This is a genomic window from Nonomuraea sp. GTA35 (assembly GCF_041950525.1).
Taxonomy (GTDB): domain Bacteria; phylum Actinomycetota; class Actinomycetes; order Streptosporangiales; family Streptosporangiaceae; genus Nonomuraea.
In genome coordinates this window covers 96,264-113,502 of sequence record NZ_JBGNUV010000004.1, presented here as the reverse complement: position 1 = coordinate 113,502, position 17,239 = coordinate 96,264, and the positions used below count along the sequence as shown (strand labels likewise).

General features: G+C 68.6%; 19 protein-coding genes. 16 read left to right on the top strand and 3 right to left on the bottom strand.

Annotated elements, in window-relative coordinates; all coding sequences use genetic code 11:
- Positions 1-14 precede the first annotated feature (14 nt).
- From ACBJ32_RS18945 to ACBJ32_RS18935, 3 genes are read right to left on the bottom strand one after another with little or no spacing between them, the layout of a single operon-like run.
- Positions 15-818 carry an ABC transporter permease gene (locus ACBJ32_RS18945; protein WP_375127844.1) on the bottom strand — a complete coding sequence of 268 codons (804 nt, stop codon included), beginning with the start codon at positions 816-818 and terminating at the stop codon, positions 15-17.
- Positions 815-1,591: an ABC transporter permease gene (locus ACBJ32_RS18940; protein WP_375127843.1), complete on the bottom strand. Its 777-nt coding sequence runs from the start codon at positions 1,589-1,591 to the stop codon at positions 815-817. The genes ACBJ32_RS18945 and ACBJ32_RS18940 overlap by 4 nt, the downstream gene beginning before the upstream one ends.
- The gene (locus ACBJ32_RS18935) at positions 1,588-2,463 is read right to left on the bottom strand and encodes an ABC transporter substrate-binding protein (protein WP_375127842.1); all 876 of its coding nucleotides are present in this window, start codon (positions 2,461-2,463) and stop codon (positions 1,588-1,590) included. Before ACBJ32_RS18935 ends, ACBJ32_RS18940 begins: the two co-directional genes overlap by 4 nt.
- A gap of 503 nt (positions 2,464-2,966) precedes the next feature.
- Between ACBJ32_RS18935 and ACBJ32_RS18930 the strand changes: the two genes are divergently transcribed.
- The 16 genes from ACBJ32_RS18930 (at position 2,967) to ACBJ32_RS18855 (ending at position 17,014) form a co-directional block, all read left to right on the top strand.
- Complete coding sequence (locus tag ACBJ32_RS18930; protein WP_375127841.1) at positions 2,967-5,822, top strand: nitrate- and nitrite sensing domain-containing protein; 2,856 nt, start codon at positions 2,967-2,969, stop codon at positions 5,820-5,822.
- A 67-nt stretch (positions 5,823-5,889) separates the two neighbouring features.
- Entirely contained in the window at positions 5,890-6,312 is a 423-nt protein-coding gene (locus ACBJ32_RS18925) for a roadblock/LC7 domain-containing protein (RefSeq protein WP_080042345.1), read from the top strand.
- A 5-nt stretch (positions 6,313-6,317) separates the two neighbouring features.
- A complete protein-coding gene (locus tag ACBJ32_RS18920; protein ID WP_080042344.1) occupies positions 6,318-6,713 on the top strand; it encodes a DUF742 domain-containing protein in 396 nt (131 codons plus the stop codon).
- Entirely contained in the window at positions 6,694-7,281 is a 588-nt protein-coding gene (locus tag ACBJ32_RS18915) for an ATP/GTP-binding protein (protein WP_080042343.1), read from the top strand. The genes ACBJ32_RS18920 and ACBJ32_RS18915 overlap by 20 nt, the downstream gene beginning before the upstream one ends.
- 57 nt (positions 7,282-7,338) lie before the next feature.
- The gene (ffh, locus tag ACBJ32_RS18910; protein WP_357875468.1) at positions 7,339-8,889 is read left to right on the top strand and encodes a signal recognition particle protein; all 1,551 of its coding nucleotides are present in this window, start codon (positions 7,339-7,341) and stop codon (positions 8,887-8,889) included.
- 234 nt (positions 8,890-9,123) lie between these two features.
- Entirely contained in the window at positions 9,124-9,564 is a 441-nt protein-coding gene (gene rpsP / locus ACBJ32_RS18905; RefSeq protein WP_357875466.1) for a 30S ribosomal protein S16, read from the top strand.
- 1 nt (position 9,565) lies between these two features.
- Positions 9,566-9,811 (top strand): RNA-binding protein, encoded by a 246-nt coding sequence (locus tag ACBJ32_RS18900; RefSeq protein WP_043634919.1) that lies wholly within the window; start codon positions 9,566-9,568, stop codon positions 9,809-9,811.
- Positions 9,812-9,884: 73 nt separating this feature from the next.
- On the top strand, positions 9,885-10,385 hold the full coding sequence (gene rimM, locus ACBJ32_RS18895) for a ribosome maturation factor RimM (RefSeq protein ID WP_357875464.1): 501 nt from the start codon (positions 9,885-9,887) through the stop codon (positions 10,383-10,385).
- A complete protein-coding gene (trmD, locus tag ACBJ32_RS18890) occupies positions 10,385-11,164 on the top strand; it encodes a tRNA (guanosine(37)-N1)-methyltransferase TrmD (RefSeq protein ID WP_375127840.1) in 780 nt (259 codons plus the stop codon). The genes rimM and trmD overlap by 1 nt, the downstream gene beginning before the upstream one ends.
- 137 nt (positions 11,165-11,301) lie before the next feature.
- Positions 11,302-11,664: a 50S ribosomal protein L19 gene (gene rplS / locus ACBJ32_RS18885; protein ID WP_357875460.1), complete on the top strand. Its 363-nt coding sequence runs from the start codon at positions 11,302-11,304 to the stop codon at positions 11,662-11,664.
- Between the two features lie 142 nt (positions 11,665-11,806).
- Positions 11,807-12,664 (top strand): signal peptidase I, encoded by an 858-nt coding sequence (lepB, locus tag ACBJ32_RS18880; protein ID WP_375127839.1) that lies wholly within the window; start codon positions 11,807-11,809, stop codon positions 12,662-12,664.
- Positions 12,664-13,257 (top strand): signal peptidase I, encoded by a 594-nt coding sequence (lepB, locus tag ACBJ32_RS18875; protein ID WP_375127838.1) that lies wholly within the window; start codon positions 12,664-12,666, stop codon positions 13,255-13,257. Before lepB (ACBJ32_RS18880) ends, lepB (ACBJ32_RS18875) begins: the two co-directional genes overlap by 1 nt.
- Before the next feature lie 52 nt (positions 13,258-13,309).
- A complete protein-coding gene (locus tag ACBJ32_RS18870) occupies positions 13,310-13,978 on the top strand; it encodes a ribonuclease HII (RefSeq protein WP_357875455.1) in 669 nt (222 codons plus the stop codon).
- A gap of 39 nt (positions 13,979-14,017) precedes the next feature.
- Positions 14,018-14,341: a DUF2469 domain-containing protein gene (locus ACBJ32_RS18865; protein ID WP_026215037.1), complete on the top strand. Its 324-nt coding sequence runs from the start codon at positions 14,018-14,020 to the stop codon at positions 14,339-14,341.
- A 780-nt stretch (positions 14,342-15,121) separates the two neighbouring features.
- Positions 15,122-15,481 carry a YraN family protein gene (locus ACBJ32_RS18860; RefSeq protein WP_357875453.1) on the top strand — a complete coding sequence of 120 codons (360 nt, stop codon included), beginning with the start codon at positions 15,122-15,124 and terminating at the stop codon, positions 15,479-15,481.
- A complete protein-coding gene (locus tag ACBJ32_RS18855) occupies positions 15,482-17,014 on the top strand; it encodes a YifB family Mg chelatase-like AAA ATPase (protein ID WP_375127837.1) in 1,533 nt (510 codons plus the stop codon). It begins immediately after the preceding gene.
- The last annotated feature ends 225 nt before the right edge of the window (positions 17,015-17,239 follow it).

The following is a 17,239-nucleotide window of genomic DNA, read 5'->3' as shown; positions in this document are numbered from 1 at the left end:
GTCCTTCCAGGGGATCACGGGTTGCGGTTGGCCTGCCGGTGCCAGACGAGCACGCGCCGTTCGGCCAGCACGAACAGGCTGTTCACGACGTAGCCGAGGATGCCGAGCAGCGCGATGGCCGCCCACACCCCCGCGCCGTCGAAGCTGCGCTGGGCCTGCAGGAGCTGGTACCCGATGCCGTCGGAGCCGCCGAGGAGCTCGCTGATCACCATCATGATCAGGGCCAGGGACAGGCTCAGCCGCAGCCCGGCGAAGATCTTCGGCGAGGCGGCGGGGAGCAGCACCACGCGCAGGTACTGCAGCTTGGACAGGTTGAAGACCGTCGCCGTCTCGGTGTAGGTGCGGTCCACGGCCCTGACGCCGTCGATGGAGTTGAGCAGCACCGGCCAGATCACGCCGAACACGATCGTCGAGAGCTGGGTGATCAGGACACCGCTCACGGTCTCGCTCGACAGGCCGGCCATGACCACGAGGAACACCGGGATCAGCAGCGGCGGCGGGAGCGCGCGGCCGAACTCGATCAGCGGGTTGACGAAGTCGGTCGCCGCGCGGGAGCGCCCGAGCAGCACGCCCGCCAGGATCCCGATCAGCGCCGCCAGGATCCAGCCGCCGAACATGCGCCCGAGACTCGGCAGGATGTTGGCGATCGCGTCGTCGGTGAGGAACACGCGGGCGACGGGGCCGGAGAACCACAGCTCGTACATGCGGACGACGATCGTCGTGGGCGGCGGGAAGTCGGGGTCCCCGATCGCCCGGGTGATCAGCTCCCACACGACGAGCACGGCGGGGATCACCAGGAGTCTGGGGAGGTTCTTCATGATTGCGTGGCTCCCGTCCGCATCCGGTGCCAGTGGAAGAGGCGCCGTTCGCCGGCCATCAGGAGCACGTTGGCGAGCACCCCGATGACGCCGGCCCAGAACGTGGCCGCCATCATGAGGTCCGTCCTGTTGCCGCTGCCCGCGACCGTCACGAAGACGCCGATCCCGTTGAAGCCGCCGGCCAGCAGCTCGGCGCTGACGGCCAGGACGAGCGCGATGCCGGCGGCGATCCTGATGCCCGTCGCGACGAACGGGGCGGCGCTGGGCAGGCTCACCCTGGCCAGCACGGCCAGCGGGCCGAAGCCGAAGCTGCGCAGCGACTCCTTGGCGAGCGGGTCGACGTCGTGCATGCCGTACAGGGTGTTGATGAGGATCGGCCAGACAGAGGCGTACACGATGACCGAGATCTTCATCAGCTCGTCCACCGGGATCAGCAGGATCGCCAGCGGGATGATCGCCACGGAGGGGATCGGCCGCATGAACTCGAGCAGCGGCCGGATCGCCCGCTCCAGCGGGGTCAGCGCGCCGAGCAGCACGCCCACCGGTACGGCGATGACGGTCGCGATGAGCAGGCCGAGCACCCAGTTCGTGAGGGTCGTGCCGACGCCGGCCATGAACTCGGGGTCGGCCGGCAGGCGCGCGGCTTCCAGCAGGATGGTCGAGGGGGCGGGGAAGTCCAGCTGGCCGCTCACGCCGAAGCGGATGACCAGCTCCCCCACAACGAGGAACCCCGCGGCGCCGATGGCGCCGCGGAGCAGACGTGCACCGGTCATCCGTTCGACGAGGGAGCCGCGATGACCGACTTCACGTCGATCGGGCTCTTGAGGTAGCCGTACTCGAGCATGAGGTCGGCGACCTTCTGCAGGCGGTTGGCGTTCAGCTCACTGGGGAACGAGCCCAGCGTGATCACCGAGGCCGTCTTGGCGTCGATCTTCGTGTACTTCGGCAGCATGGCCTCGATCTCCTTGCGGTCGCTGGAGGCGAGCTGCTGCGCCTTGGCGATCGCGCGCTGGAAGGCGGCCAGCGTCTTCGGGTACTTCGCGGCCCACTCCTCGGTGGCCATCCAGCCGGCGATGGGCAGGTCGGCGGTCTGACCCGTCATCGTGTCGGCCAGCTTGCGGAAGCCGTGCTGGCTCTGGTTGGCCGTGATGAACGGCTCGGTGATCCAGCCCGCGTCGGCCTGGCCGCTCAGGATCGCGTTGCCCATTTCGGGGAACGGCTTCTCGACGAACTTGACGTCGCCCTCCGCGAGACCGGCCACCTTGAGCTGCGAGGTCGTCGAGAGCGTGGCGATGTTCCTGAGGTTGTTGACCAGAACGGTCTTGCCCTTGAGGTCCGCCACCGTTTTGATCGGCGAGTCCTTCGGGACCATGATGTTGAAGGTGTTCGGGGCGGCCTGGTACATGTCCGCGACCAGCTTGATCTTCTTGCCCTGGCTGACCGCCAGGAACGTCGAGACGTAGTTGGTCTGCGAGATGTCGAGCGAGCCGTTCTCGATCGCCGGAATGGCCGCGGCGCCACCGGTGATGATCTTCGGCGTGACGGTCAGGCCCTCCTCCTTGAAGAAGCCCTTGGCGTTGGCGATGTAGAGGGATACCGGGTCCGGAATGGGGAGCGCCCCGACCGTGATGGTGGTTTTCTCCAAGCCGTTGCTGTTGGCGGAGGTCTCCGGAGTGTCGGAGCCTCCGCAGCCGGCAAGGGTGAGAGCGACTGTGACGCCGAGAACAATGGCGTGACAGCGCAGTTTGCGTGTCATCGGGGGGTTCTCCTACCAGGGGGAAGTCTTCTGGAGATCGGCACGGGATGCCGGGCGTGAAGCGTACCGGAGGGGAGATCCGAACGGCAGCACTATGCCACATTTATGCCGTTTATCGGCAAAATATGTCTGTGCGCCGCTATAGATGTAAATAGCGCTGTAAGTGGTGTTTAGTGACTGTATGTCCGGATTGGAGCGTTGGTTGCGCTCCGTGTCCAGGGGTTTGCCACGTGAACAATGTGTGAGTTGGAACGGTTGAAAACCGTCGAGACGTTGGCCTAAGTATGAGGTTTGTGCTCAAATTGGGCCTCGAACTTGCCTGCGATCACTCGTCCGTGTGACGAAGCCGCTGAGACCCCCCTAAAGCAGGCCATGGCGAGAGGTTGCCACCAGTGAGGACAACAACGACCGGCTCCGGTCGTGGTAGCGCTCCGGACGTTCCGGAAGAGTCTGCGGGCGGTGCGGCGCCGCCGCAGCCGCAGCAGCCGCCCCGCTCGGGCAGCTCGTTCGCGCTGCGCAACTGGCGCGTGCGTACCCGCCTCATCGCTCTCATCGCCATCCCCACGATCGTGGCCGTGATCCTGGGCGCGCTGCGCGTCACCAGCTCCATCAGCAGCGCCCAGCAGTACCAGCTCATCAGCGACTCGGGAAGGCTGGTCGTCCAGATCGGCGAGCTCTCCCGCGATCTCGGTATGGAGCGTGACCTGGCCGCCCGCTTCGTCGCCGAGGGCAGGCGGGACGAGGAGAAGCTGAAGAGCCAGCAGGGCATCGTGGACGCCAACGTCACCCGCACGCTGGATCTCGCCAAGACCGTCGAACCGTCGCTGTCGGACCTGGGCCGCAGGACTCTCGACCGGATCGAGGTCCGGCTCAGCCAGCTCGCCTCGCTGCGCCAGACGGTCGTCGGCTCGGAGCTCCCGCCGCTGCCGACCGTGGAGAAGTACTCCGAGACCATCGCCGACATGCTGCAGATCTACGACGAGCTCGGACAGGGCTCCACGGACGAGCAGCTCATCGCGACGGCCTCCGCGCTGCGCGCCATCGCCCGCGCGCAGGAGCAGGCCTCCAAGCAGCGCGCGCTGCTGACGATCGCGCTGGTCAGGGGCGAGTTCGAGGAGCCGGAGTTCAACGCCTTCCTCGACGCCCGCTCCCGCCGCGAGAGCGAGCGGACAGCGTTCAACACGGTCGCCACGGCCACGCAGCGCCAGAACTTCGACAACACGGTCGCCAGCCGGAAGATCGGCCTCGCCGAGCTCTACATCAGCCGCGCCGTGCTACTGAACAACAACGGCCAGTCCCTGCGCCGGCTCGACAACAAGACCGTCAACGACACCGACAGCTGGTTCGACGCCATCTCCGAGACCGTCGACCGGCACCACCAGGTGCAGAAGTCGCTGTCGGAGCAGGTGGCAACCCGAAGCGCCGACGTCGCCAGCGGCGACAGGCAGCTCGCCGCGATCAACATCGGCATCGTGATCGCGCTGCTGGTCCTGGTCCTCGCGATCACCGCCCTCATGGCCGGCTCGCTGGTACGCCCGCTGCGCCGCCTGCGCGGCGACGCCCTGAAGATCGCCGGGCACACGCTGCCCGACCTGGTCCGCCAGCTCCGCAACACCGACGTCGACCCCGACCAGCTACGGGTCCCGCCCATCGAGATCAACTCCAGGGACGAGATCGGCGAAGTCGCCCGGGCCTTCGACGAGGTGCACCGCGAGGCGGTCCGCCTGGCGGGCGAGGAGTCGAGGCTGCGTTCCAACGTCAACGCGATGTTCGTGAACCTGTCGCGGCGCAGTCAGACGCTGGTGGAGCGGCAGATCACGCTGATCGACGGCCTGGAGCAGGGTGAGCAGGACGAGCAGCGGCTGGGGAACCTGTTCAAGCTGGACCACCTGGCCACCCGCATGCGCCGTAACAGCGAGAACCTGCTGGTCCTGGCCGGCCAGGAGCCACCGCGCCGCTGGAGCCAGCCGGTCAAGCTGGTCGACGTGGCCCGTGCCTCGCTGTCGGAGGTCGAGAACTACGAGCGGGTCGTGCTGGAGGTGCCGGAAGGCGTCTCCATCGCCGGCCAGGCCGTCAACGACGTCATCCACCTGCTCGCCGAGCTGATCGAGAACGCCCTGTCGTTCTCGCCCCGCGAGACCCGCGTCCCCGTCTCCGGCAGCCGGATCGACGGCGGCGGCATCATGCTCTCCATCAGCGACTCCGGCATCGGCATGACCGCGGAGGAGCTGGCCCAGGCCAACGAGCGGCTGACCGACGCGCCCACCGTGGACGTGTCCGTCTCGCGCCGCATGGGCCTGTTCGTGGTCGCCAGGCTGGCGCACCGGCACGGCATCCGCGTCCAGCTCCGCCCGCACGGCTCCGGCGGCCTGACCGCCATGGTGCTCATCCCCGAGTCGCTGCTCGGCGCGCAGGCCGCCCCGGTCGGCACCCCCGCCGCCGCGGGCGGCGCCTCCAGGGAGGCCTTCCACACGCCGCAGCCGGCGGCCGCCAGCCCCTGGCCCGCCTCGTCGTTCCAGCTCGGCCCGGGACACCCGTCGTATCCGTCGTACCCGTCGGAGCCCGTCCCGCAGGGCGGCAGCGGCTCCTGGGCGTCGGGCCCGGCCTTCCCCGCCGAAGCCGGCGGCTGGATGTCGTCCGACTCCTCCAACGACGTCTGGGTCAGCTCGCGCGGCCCCATGACCGGCGACAGCGGGTTGCCGCAGCGGGAGAGCGGCCTGCCCCAGCGCGGCGTGCTGCCCGACGAGACCCGCCCGTGGACGCGCGGCCCCGAGCAGCCGCTGCCCGCCAAGGGCAGCTTCAACAGCTTCCCCGAGACCGAGTCGGCCGCGACCGGCCCCATGCCCGCCGTCAAGCCGGCCTCGGCGGGGGACGAGTACCTGCCGATCTTCGCCTCGGTGGAGTCGGCCTGGTTCGACCACAACGCGGCCGAGGCCAACGCCACGTGGGGCTCGGCCAACGCCGACGCGGGCTGGAGCAGGGCGGAGGCCGTACGCGAGCCGGTGCGCGACGGCGCGACGGCGGCGGGCCTGCCCAAACGGGTGCCCAAGGCCAACCTGGTGCCCGGCTCGGCGGACACCGTATCGGCGCCCAAGGGCGTCGCACCCATGCCGGCGGTCTCGCCCGAGCGCGTACGCAGCCGGCTGTCGAGCTTCCAGCAAGGCTTCAGGGCCGCGCGCGACGACATCAGCGAGGGCAGGACGTACGGGTCCGGCCCCAGGAGTGACAGTAGGGATGAGGGCGCATGAGCGAGCGCAGCGAGCGGCCAGTCACACACAGCCGACTGTCGTTCATGCGATCGACGAAGGAGAGCGCATGAACGACCTGAGCCACGCGGCACGTGGGGTGGACTGGTTAATCACCGACTTCGTCAGTACCGTTCCAGGAGTCGCGCACGCGGTGGTCGTCTCGTCCGACGGATTGCCGCTGGCGGCTTCGGCGGGTTTCCCCGCCGATCGGGCCGACCAGCTGGCGGCCATCGCGTCGGGTCTGGTCTCGCTGACGCAGGGTGCGGCCAGGGTCTTCGAGGGCGGCGCGGTCAATCAGACGATCGTGGAGATGCAGCGCGGCTTGATGCTGATCATGTCGATCAGTGATGGTTCGTGTCTGGCGGTGCTGGCGGCGCCGGACTGTGACATGGGTCTGGTGGCGTATCAGATGACGCTGATGGTCGATCGCGCCGGTCAGGTGCTGACTCCGGCTGTGCGCGCCGAGCTGCGCGCCAGCCAGACCAGGTGATGTAGGTGACGAATTCGTGGAACAGCGGCGGTTGGGAGCCCCCGCCCCCGCCCGTCAGCTCTGACCCCGCCTCCCCTGTACGGCCGTACGCCGTGACAGGCGGGCGGACCGCGCCCAAGGTCAAGCTGGCGATGGAGGCCCTGGTGTCCTCGGCGACCGCCGAGCACCGGGAGTTCTCCCACATCACGCCCGAGTACAAGGCGATCAGCCAGCTCTGCCTGCAGGTCAGGTCGGTGGCCGAGGTTTCGGCGCTGCTGCGGATCCCGCTCGGCGTGGTGCGTGTTCTGATCGCGGACATGGCGGCGGAAGGCCTGGTTCGGGTGCATCAGCCGCAGCTCGAGGCAGGTAGACCGGACGTCAACCTGCTGGAAAGGGTGCTCAGTGGACTACGCAGGCTCTAGCCCCGGCCTCACGTCGACGAAGATCGTCGTCGCCGGTGGGTTCGGGGTGGGCAAGACGACGTTCGTGGGAGCGGTGTCGGAGATCATGCCGTTGACGACGGAGGCCGTCATGACCGACGCCTCCGCCGGGATCGACGACCTCGGCATGACACCGCTGAAGTCGACCACGACCGTCGCCATGGACTTCGGCCGCGTGTCCCTGGACCGTGACCTGATCCTGTACCTGTTCGGCACGCCCGGGCAGCACCGGTTCTGGTTCATGTGGGACGACCTCGTACGGGGCGCCATCGGCGCGGTCGTCCTCGTCGACACCCGCCGCCTGGCCGACAGCTTCCCGGCCATCGACTACTTCGAGGAGGCGCAGCTGCCGTTCGTGGTGGGCATCAACGGCTGGGACGGCTCCTACCCGCACAGCGACACCGAGGTGCGCGACGCCCTCACCCTGTCGCCGCACATCCCGATGGTCCGGCTGGACGCCCGCAAGAAGGACTCGGTGAAGAACGTCCTGATCCAGCTCGTCGAGCACGCGCTGACGGTCAGGATGGCCGTGCCAGGCTGGAGCGGCTAGCGGAGCGGATAGGCTGGAGTCTTAGACGTACATTCGCTTCGAGGACTGGCCAACCACGTGTTCGAGACGCTATCCGACCGGCTGACATCGGTCTTCTCCTCCCTCCGATCCAAGGGGCGGCTGTCCGATGCCGACATCGACGCCACCACCCGCGAGATCCGCATCGCCCTGCTCGAGGCCGATGTCGCGCTGCCGGTGGTCAAGGCGTTCGTCGCCCAGGTCAAGGAGCGCGCCCGCGGTTCCGAGGTCTCCCAGGCGCTGAACCCGGCGCAGCAGGTCGTCAAGATCGTCAATGACGAGCTGATCGGGATCCTCGGCGGCGAGACCCGCAGGCTCCGCTTCGCCAAGACGCCGCCGACCGTCATCATGCTGGCGGGCCTCCAGGGCGCGGGCAAGACGACGCTGGCGGGCAAGCTGGCCAGGTGGCTGCGGGAGCAGGGGCACGCGCCCATGCTCGTCGCCGCCGACCTGCAGCGGCCCAACGCCGTCCAGCAGCTCCAGGTCGTGGGCGAGCGCGCCCAGGTCGCCGTCTTCGCGCCCGAGCCGGGCAGCGGCGTGGGCGACCCGGTCGAGGTCGCCCGCAGGTCGATCGACGAGGCCAGGCGCCTCAACCACGACATCGTCATCATCGACACCGCCGGCCGCCTGGGCATCGACCAGGAGATGATGCAGCAGGCCGCCGACATCCGCGACGCGGTCACGCCCGACGAGACCCTGTTCGTGGTCGACGCCATGATCGGCCAGGACGCCGTCACGACGGCGCAGGCGTTCATGGAGGGCGTCGGCTTCGACGGCGTGGTGCTGACCAAGCTCGACGGTGACGCCCGCGGTGGTGCGGCGCTCTCGGTGCGGCACATCACGGGCCGGCCGATCATGTTCGCGTCCACGGGCGAGAAGCTCGAGGACTTCGACGCCTTCCACCCCGACCGGATGGCCTCGCGCATCCTCGACATGGGTGACATCCTCACCCTGATCGAGCAGGCCCAGAAGACGTTCGACGAGGAGCAGGCCGCCAAGATGGCCGGCAAGCTCACCTCGGGCGAGAACTTCACGCTCGAGGACTTCCTCGAGCAGATGATGATGGTCCAGAAGATGGGCCCCATCAAGAACCTGCTCGGCATGATGCCCGGCATGGGGCAGATGCGCGACCAGATCAACTCCATCGACGACCGCGACCTCGACCGCATCGCGGCCATCATCCGCTCGATGACCCCGGCCGAGCGGCAGGACCCCAAGATCATCAACGGCTCGCGCCGCGCCCGCATCGCCGCCGGTTCCGGCGTGACGGTGAGCGCGGTGAGCAGCCTCGTCACCCGCTTCTTCGACGCCCAGAAGATGATGAAGCGGATGGCAGGCGGCATGGGCATTCCCGGCATGCCCGGCGGGAAGGGCAAGGCCGGCAAGGCGCAGAAGAAGGCCAAGAAGGGGCGGCGCGTCAGCGGCGACCCGCGCAAGGCCGCGCTGGGCAAGCCGTCGGCCGCCGAGCCGGCCGCCGACGCGCCCCAGCAGGGCGGGGTGCTGGGCAACCTCGGCGGGAAGCTGCCGCCGGGGATGGAGCTTCCGCCCGGCTTCGACCCGTCCAAGCTGCGCTTGCCCGGGCAGAAGTAGGACGTCGGCGGCGGGGTGGGGGTATCCACCCCTTGCCGGACCTTTGCGGTGCGCTGTCGTGACAGGTCGTAGGCAGTGCCGTCGATCTGGCACAATGACATGTTGGAACACCGTGGCCATGCGGGTGCCCTCTCACCTCCCGCCGGACACGCCTGTCCCTGGAGCGTCATCCCGTCGTGCCCCACTCGGCGAGGTGCCGTTCACCCACGCTCGAATGCAGGAGAGACCACACCCGTGGCAGTCAAGATCAAGCTCAAGCGGCTCGGCATGATCCGCAACGCTCAGTACCGTATCGTCATCGCCGACAGCCGCACCAAGCGTGACGGCCGGGCGATCGAGGAGATCGGCCTGTACCACCCGAAGGAGAACCCTTCGCGCATCGAGGTCAACGCCGAGCGTGCGGCTTACTGGCTGGGTGTCGGCGCGCAGCCGACCGAGCCGGTGCTCAAGCTGCTCAAGCTCACCGGTGACTGGCAGAAGTTCAAGGGCGAGCCCGCTCCGGCGCCGCTGCTGGTGGCCGAGCCCGCGCCCGACCGCCACGCCGTCTACGAGGCCGCGGCCAAGGAGGCGCTGTCCGGTGGCGACACCGGCACGACCGCCACCACGCCGCGGAAGAGCAAGAAGAAGGACGAGGCCGAGGCCGCCGCCGAGACCCCGTCCGAGGGCGAGGCCTGACGTGCTCGAGGAGGCTCTCGAGCACCTCGTTAAGGGCATCGTCGAACATCCCGACGATGTCCGGGTCCGCGCACGCCGCATTCGCAGCGGGCGCGTCCTGGAGGTCCGGGTGCACCCCGAGGACCTGGGCAAGGTCATCGGACGCGGCGGGCGCACCGCCAAGGCGCTGCGCACGGTCGTGAACGCCCTGGCCGACGGGAAGTACGTGCGGGTCGATCTGCTCGATCTGCACGAAGCAGTCCGTTAGCGTCAGGTTTGTGCGCCCTCATCGGTCTCGTTCCGATGGGGGCGCTCCGCGTTGAGAGAGAAGGCAGGTTCACGTGCAGCTGGTCGTCGGCCGGATAGGCCGCCCGCACGGGGTACGCGGTGACGTGACCGTGGAGGTGCGCACCGACGATCCCGAGCTGCGCTTCGTCGCCGGCAAACCGATCGCGACCGATCCCGCCGACCGGGGGCCGCTCGTGGTCACCGGGCGCCGGTGGCACAAGGGTGTGCTGCTGCTGACGTTCGAGGGGGTCGCCGACCGCGACGCCGCCGAGGAGCTGCGCGGCACCATGCTGGTCATCGACTCCTCCGAGGTGACGCCCTCCGACGACCCCGACGAGTTCCACGACCACCAGCTCATCGGGCTGAGCGTGCAGACCGTCGCGGGCGAGCCGGTCGGGGAGGTGGAGGACGTGCTCCACCACGGCCAGGACCTGCTCGTGGTGCGGCGGAAGGGCCAGGAGGACGCGCTCATCCCGTTCGTCAGGGAGCTGGTGCCCGAGGTCGACCTGGAGGCGGGCCGGCTGGTCGTCGATCCTCCGGAAGGGCTGCTGTGATGCGGCTCGACATCATCTCGATCTTCCCCGAGTACTTCGCGCCGCTCGACGTCTCGCTGATCGGCAAGGCTCGTGAGCGGGGCACGCTCGACGTACGGCTGCACCAGCTGCGCGACTGGGCCCACGACGTGCACAAGACCGTGGACGACACCCCCTACGGCGGGGGGCCTGGCATGGTCATGAAGCCCGAGGTGTGGGGCGAGGCCATCGACGCCGTCGCCGCGGGGGGCTCGCCGCGGATGATCGTGCCGACCCCGAGCGGGCGGCCGTTCGACCAGGAGCTGGCGCAGGAGCTGGCGCAGGAGCCGTGGCTGCTGTTCGCGTGCGGCCGCTACGAGGGCATCGACTCCAGGGTCATGGCGGAGTACTCCTCGCGGATGCGCGTGGACGAGGTCAGCATCGGCGACTACGTGCTGGCAGGCGGCGAGGTGGCGGTGCTGGTCATGGTGGAGGCCGTCGGCAGGCTGCTGCCCGGCGTGCTGGGCAACGCCCAGTCGGCCGTGGACGACTCGTTCGCGCCCGGGTCGATGCGGAACCTGGTCGAGGGGCCCGTCTACACCAAGCCGCCCGTGTGGCGCGGGCACGAGGTGCCTGCCGTGCTGCTGTCCGGACATCACGGAAATGTCGCCCGCTGGCGGCGCGACGAGGCGATCCGGCGCACCGTACGGAACCGGCCCGAGCTGGCGGCGGCGCTCGACCCGGAAACGCTCGACAAGCACGACAGGAAGCTGCTCGAAGAGCTCTCGTTTCGCCTCCAGCCGGAAGATGTGGCAAACTGAATCGCTGCCAACCGTCTATCGGTTGGTCCGTCATGCCCGGGAAACGGTCCCGGGCACATCAAACCAGCAAGCGTGTCCGCCGCGAGCTCAGGCCGGGTGGACCTCCGCGTGCTCGCGAGGACTTGAGGACAGCTCTCATGCACACGAAGATCCAGGAGCTCGAGAAGGCGACCCTGCGCGGCGACGTGCCGGCGTTCCGCCCCGGTGACACGCTCGAGGTTCACGTCCGAGTCGTCGAAGGAAACCGCTCCCGCATCCAGGTCTTCAAGGGCTTCGTGCTGCGCCGCCAGGGCAGCGGTGCCCGCGAGACCTTCACGGTCCGCAAGGTCAGCTACGGTGTCGGCGTCGAGCGTACCTTCCCGGTGCACAGCCCGGTCATCGAGAAGATCGTGCTCGTGACCCGCGGTGACGTGCGTCGCGCCAAGCTCTACTACATGCGCGACCTGCGCGGCAAGGCCGCCCGCATCCGCGAGAAGCGCGAGACGGCCACCGCCAAGTAACCAGGTGGTCTTTTTCGATGGCCCGCGCCTCGCGCGGGCCATTCGGCTTTACAGGGCCGTTTCCTTTATGTGGAGCGACTCGTGCACGGTGTAACGTCGGTCGAGGCTTGTCGGGCCGAAGCATCATCTAGGCTCGTCAGCGATGACTAGCGAAAGCCAGGAGCACGGCGCGGCGCGCCGCCCTGTCGAGGACGAGGTGGACGTGGTCGCCGAAGAGACTCAGAAGCCTGCCAAGGGCGAAAAACAGGAGAAGAAGGGGTCGTTCTGGAAAGAACTCCCCGTACTCATCGTCGTAGCCCTGGCGCTGGCCCTGATCATCAAGACGTTTGTGGTCCAGGCCTTCTACATTCCGTCGGAATCGATGGAGAACACCCTGCTGACGAACGACAGGGTCCTGGTCAACAAGCTCGTCTACCACACTCGTGACATCGAGCGCGGTGACGTGGTGGTCTTCTCGGGCGTCGACTCCTGGGACGGCGAGTTCCAGCTGGAGGAGCCGTCCAACCCGGTCGAGGGCTTCTTCCGGTGGGTCGGCACGGCCTTCGGCATCATCCCCGGCGAGAAGGACTACATCAAGCGGGTCATCGGCGTGGGCGGCGACCACGTCAAGTGTTGCGACTCCAAGGGACGCATCACGGTCAACGGCACGCCCATCGACGAGGAGAGCTATCTCTACCCGGGTGACGTGCCCTCCGACGAGTTCTTCGACGTCACGGTGCCGCCGGGGCGGCTGTGGGTGATGGGCGACCACCGCTCGGTCTCGCTCGACTCCCGCTCGCACACCGGTGACCCGGGCGGCGGCTCCATCCCCGAAGGCCAGGTCATCGGGCGGGCCTTCGTGATCGTCTGGCCGTTCAACCGGTTCGACACGATCGACATCCCTGACACGTTCGCCCAGCCCGCCTTGCAGGCGCTGGGCGGATCGGTGCCGCTGGTCGCCGGGTTCGGCATGGCCGTACCCTTGGTGCTGGTCCGTCGCCGCCTGCGGAGGAGGCGCTGATGGCCGACACCGAAAAGGCGGAGGGCGTGGGGAAACAGAAGAAGAAGGGCGGTTTCCGCGAGACCGTGCTGCTGCTCGTCATGGGCGTCGGCATCGCGCTGCTGCTTCAGGCGTTCGTGGTCGGGTCGTTCTACATCCCGTCGGTGTCGATGGAGAACACGCTGCTGGTCAACGACCGGGTCTTCGTCAACAAGCTGGCGGGCAAGCCCGAGCGCGGCGACATCGTGGTCTTCAAGGGCTGGAACGGCGAGGACACGATCAAGCGGGTCATCGGCATCGGCGGCGACAAGGTGGTGTGCTGCGACAAGCAGAAGCGCATCACGGTCAACGGTACGCCGCTGGACGAGAAGTCCTACCTCTACCCGGACGATTTCGCTTCTGGCGATGAGTTCGACGTCACCGTGCCCGCCGGGAAGCTCTGGCTGATGGGCGACCACCGCAGCGCCTCGGCCGACTCCCGGGCCCACATGGGGGAGCCCGGAGGCGGTTTCATCTCGGAAGACGCGGTGGTCGGCAAGGCCGTGCTGCGCTACTGGCCGCTGTCGCGGGGTTATCTCTTCTCCCGTCCCGACATTTTCGACAAGGTCAAGTAGAGCCGCCTTCCAGTCGCGGTATGCGGCGAATGGGGCGTACGCTGCCTGTGTCATGACAGTTGCGTTCCGCCCTCGACCGAGCGTCGTCCGGCGCGATTCCGGACTCTACGCCTATGAGCGGGCGCTGGCCCGCCGCGGCCTCACCCCCATTGCGGGCGTCGACGAGGCCGGTCGCGGCGCCTGCGCCGGCCCCCTCGTGGTCGCGGCCGTCATCCTGCGCAAGCAGATCGACGGCCTGGGCGACTCGAAACTGCTGACCCCGCAGGTGCGCGAGCGCCTCCACGACCAGATCATGCGTCTCTCGCACGTGGGCATAGTGATCATCCCGCCGGGGGAGATCGATGCCAAAGGTCTGCACAAGTGCAACGTCTCGGGAATGCGGCGAGCTGTCGCGCAGTTGCCCTGTGACCCGGAGTACATCCTGACGGACGGCTTCCCGGTCCCGGGGCTCCCGGCGCCGTCGCTGGCCGTGTGGAAGGGGGACCAGGTGGCCGCGTGCGTGGCGGCCGCGTCGATCGTGGCCAAGGTGACCAGGGACCGGTTGATGGTCGCGCTCGACGAGCGCTACCCGCAGTACGGCTTCGCCGAGCACAAGGGGTATGTCACACCAGGACACCGGCTGGCGCTGGAAACACACGGCCCGTGTCCTGATCACCGTTACTCCTTCGTCACGGTGGCGAGGGAGATGGGTGAAAATGAAATGGGGGCCGGGGTTGCCTGAGCAGGCGAACCGGGGGACCGGTACGACAGGAGGACCGCGATGAGCGCAGAGGATCTCGAAAAGTACGAAACCGAGATGGAGCTGCAGCTTTACCGCGAATACCGTGATGTCGTCGGTTTGTTCACGTACGTGGTGGAGACTGAGCGGCGGTTCTATCTGACCAACTCGGTCGATCTCGACGTCCGGACCGCCGAGAACGGCGACGTCTTCTTCGATGTGAAGATGCAGGATGCATGGGTTTGGGACATGTATCGGCCGGCGCGGTTCGTGAAGAACGTCCGGGTGGTCACGTTCAAGGATGTGAACGTGGAGGAGCTGGCCAAGGCTGATCTGGAGATGCCCAAGGAAGGGTTCTCCGGGTAGGGGATCGTGGTGGTGGGCTCGGGGGTGTGCCGGGAGTGAGCGGGGGTGGAGCCTCCTGCCCCGGGTCCGTCGGTTTGTCGCTGTCAGGGGCGGCTTGTGGCGTGCCCAGCGTCTGACTGTGCCCGGGGCGCCGGGTGCTGTGCCGTCTCGCGGCCGTGACCACGCCTGCGCGCGCCTCACTCGCGTCGTCGACGCCCGTGCCGGCCTTGCACGCGCTTCACTCGTGCCGGCCTTGCACGCGCTTCACTCGTGCCGACCTTGCCTGCGCTTATTCGCGTTTCGCTCGCGTCGGTCGTGCTTGTGCTTACCCGCGCTTCACTCGTGCCAGCCGTGCTTGCGCTTTCCCGCTCTTCACTGGCGCCAGCCTTGCCCGCGCTTATCCGTACTGCACTCGCGCCGGCCGTGCCAGCGCTTGCCCTTGTCCTACTCGCGCGCTCGGCGCGCGCCGACCGTGCCCACGCTTGTCGGCGGCGGCCGTACCCTTCTCCCGCGATGTCCACCGGTCCCGGTGTTTGTATGGGCCGCGCCCAACCCCCGTTGCTGCGCTGCACCCTCACCACACCAAACACCTGAGCACGCTCACTGAGCACATCCAGCCCATACAGCTCATAGAGCACAGCTAGACCTCAGGCGGCTGCGGCAGCCCAGCCGGTTGTCCACAACCCTCCGCCACCCCACACCCCCTAATCCACAGAACCCCGTTCGGCCCTGCCCCCGTCATCCCACCTCCGCGAAGGTGATCCCGGAACCCGCACCGGATCGACCCGACGGAGGTGGCACATGGCCAAGGAAAGCAAGCTCGAGCTAGGCAAACGCGGCGAACAGGCAGCCGTGACCTACCTGGAAGCCGCGGGCATGAAGGTCGTCGAACGCAACTGGCGCTGCCGCCACGGCGAGATCGACATCATCGCGGAGGACGGCCCCACCCTCGTCGTGGTCGAGGTCAAAACCCGCTCGGGCAGATCCCACGGCACGGCACTGGAGTCGGTCAGCCCCGCCAAGCTGGCCAGGCTACGCATGCTCGCGGCCAAATGGCTGTCCGCGCAGCCCCGCACGTTCGAGGCCGTCCGCGTGGACGTGATCGCCCTGGAGCGCTTCGCGGGAGACTTCGCCCTCCGCCACGTACGGGGGGCGATCTAGATGGCCGTGGCCCGCACGCGCAGCGTGGCCCTGGTGGGGGTCGCGGGCCGCACGGTCGAGGTCGAGGCCGACGTGGGAAACGGCCTGGCCGGCATCCACCTCATCGGCCTCCCCGACACAGCGCTCAGCGAGGCCCGTGACCGCGTCAGATCGGCGATGGTCAACAGCAACTACCCCTGGCCCGACGCCCGCATCATCGTCAGTCTCTTCCCGGCCAGCCTGCCGAAGCGTGGCTCCCAGTTCGATCTGGCGATAGCCGTGGCCATCCTGGGCGCGGCGGGCGTGGTCCCGGCCGAGCGTATCGCGGAGCCGTTCTTCCTGGGAGAGCTCGGCCTCGACGGCCGCATCAGAGCCGTACGCGGCGTGCTTCCCTCCGTCCTGGGTGCGGCCAAGCACGGTGACGTCACGGTCGTGGTCCCCTCCGCGAACTCCGCGGAGGCCGTCCTCGTGCCCGACGTGAAGGTGATCCCGGTGGCGGACCTGCGCCAGCTCGTGGAGTGGCTTCGCAAGGGTGACGATCCGCCCAAGCCCGAGTTCGAGGAGTACGCCGAGCCGCCCAAGACCACCGGCGCCCCCGACGTCGACCTGGCGGACGTCGTCGGCCAGCCGGCCGCCCGCCGAGCCCTCGCAGTGTGCGCGGCCGGCGGCCACAACCTGTGGATGCTCGGCCCGCCCGGCACAGGCAAGACCATGCTGGCCGAACGCCTCCCCACCCTCCTGCCGGACCTGGAGCTCGACCACGCCCTGGAGGTCACCGCCATCCACTCGGTCGCGGGCGTCCTGCCGCCCAACGCGCCGATGATGAGCCGCCCTCCGTTCGTCGGCCCGCATCACACGGCGACCGCCGCCGCGATCATCGGTGGCGGCAGTACGGTCGTCCGCCCCGGAGCCGTCTCACTGGCCCACCGGGGTGTCCTGTTCATGGACGAGGCCCCGGAGTTCCCGCGGCATGTCCTGGACGCGCTGAGGCAGCCCCTGGAGTCCGGCCGCGTGACGGTGTCGAGGTCGGCGGGCTCGGTCACGTTCCCGGCCAGGTTCATGCTCGTCCTGGCGGCCAACCCGTGCCCCTGCGCCCAAGCGGAGGACCAGACGGAGACCTGCAGATGCTCCCCCACGATCAGACGCCGCTACCTGGGCCGCCTGTCCGGCCCGCTCCTCGACCGCATCGACATGAAGGTCACCATCACCCGCTCGTCGCGCCGCGAGCTCCTGGCCGACCGCCAGTTCGTGGAATCGAGCGAGACGGTGGCCGAACGTGTCCTGGCGGCCCGCGAACGAGCCGCCAAGCGCCTGGCGGGCACGCAGTGGCGCTCCAACGCCGAGATCCCCTCCTCCGTCCTCCACGCCGACTACCGCCCTTCCGACGAGGCCATGCGCCCCATGACGGCCTGCCTGGACGCGGGCACCCTCACGGCCCGCGGCCTCGACCGCGTCGTACGAGTTGCCTGGACCCTCGCCGACCTGGCCGACAAGGACACCCCAGGACAAGACGAGACGAACGCGGCCCTCAGCTTCTGGCTCGGCGTGACATGACCCAGCCCAGCCACCCACCCGTCCCCGGAAAGCCTTCTCGGCCACCCGTCCCCGGGAGGACTCCTCGGCCACCGGGTCCCGGCTGAGCCTCCTTGAACACCCCGTTGTCACGCGTCCCTGATCACCCTTCTCGGCACGAGCCGCCATCACCCCACACTCCGGGAGGACCTTCATGACCACCCCGCCTTCCGCAGCCGCAGGAGCCGGCAGATCCCCCATCGTTGC

What these genes read in the sequence shown, in the direction of transcription:
- ACBJ32_RS18945 (WP_375127844.1), bottom strand. Translation starts at nt 818, where the DNA reads ATGAAGAACCTCCCCAGACTCCTGGTGATCCCCGCCGTGCTCGTCGTG.
- ACBJ32_RS18940 (WP_375127843.1), bottom strand. Translation starts at nt 1,591, where the DNA reads ATGACCGGTGCACGTCTGCTCCGCGGCGCCATCGGCGCCGCGGGGTTC.
- ACBJ32_RS18925 (WP_080042345.1), top strand. Translation starts at nt 5,890, where the DNA reads ATGAACGACCTGAGCCACGCGGCACGTGGGGTGGACTGGTTAATCACC.
- trmD (WP_375127840.1), top strand. Translation starts at nt 10,385, where the DNA reads ATGCGGCTCGACATCATCTCGATCTTCCCCGAGTACTTCGCGCCGCTC.
- rplS (WP_357875460.1), top strand. Translation starts at nt 11,302, where the DNA reads ATGCACACGAAGATCCAGGAGCTCGAGAAGGCGACCCTGCGCGGCGAC.
- lepB (WP_375127839.1), top strand. Translation starts at nt 11,807, where the DNA reads ATGACTAGCGAAAGCCAGGAGCACGGCGCGGCGCGCCGCCCTGTCGAG.
- lepB (WP_375127838.1), top strand. Translation starts at nt 12,664, where the DNA reads ATGGCCGACACCGAAAAGGCGGAGGGCGTGGGGAAACAGAAGAAGAAG.
- ACBJ32_RS18870 (WP_357875455.1), top strand. Translation starts at nt 13,310, where the DNA reads ATGACAGTTGCGTTCCGCCCTCGACCGAGCGTCGTCCGGCGCGATTCC.
- ACBJ32_RS18865 (WP_026215037.1), top strand. Translation starts at nt 14,018, where the DNA reads ATGAGCGCAGAGGATCTCGAAAAGTACGAAACCGAGATGGAGCTGCAG.
- ACBJ32_RS18860 (WP_357875453.1), top strand. Translation starts at nt 15,122, where the DNA reads ATGGCCAAGGAAAGCAAGCTCGAGCTAGGCAAACGCGGCGAACAGGCA.
- ACBJ32_RS18855 (WP_375127837.1), top strand. Translation starts at nt 15,482, where the DNA reads ATGGCCGTGGCCCGCACGCGCAGCGTGGCCCTGGTGGGGGTCGCGGGC.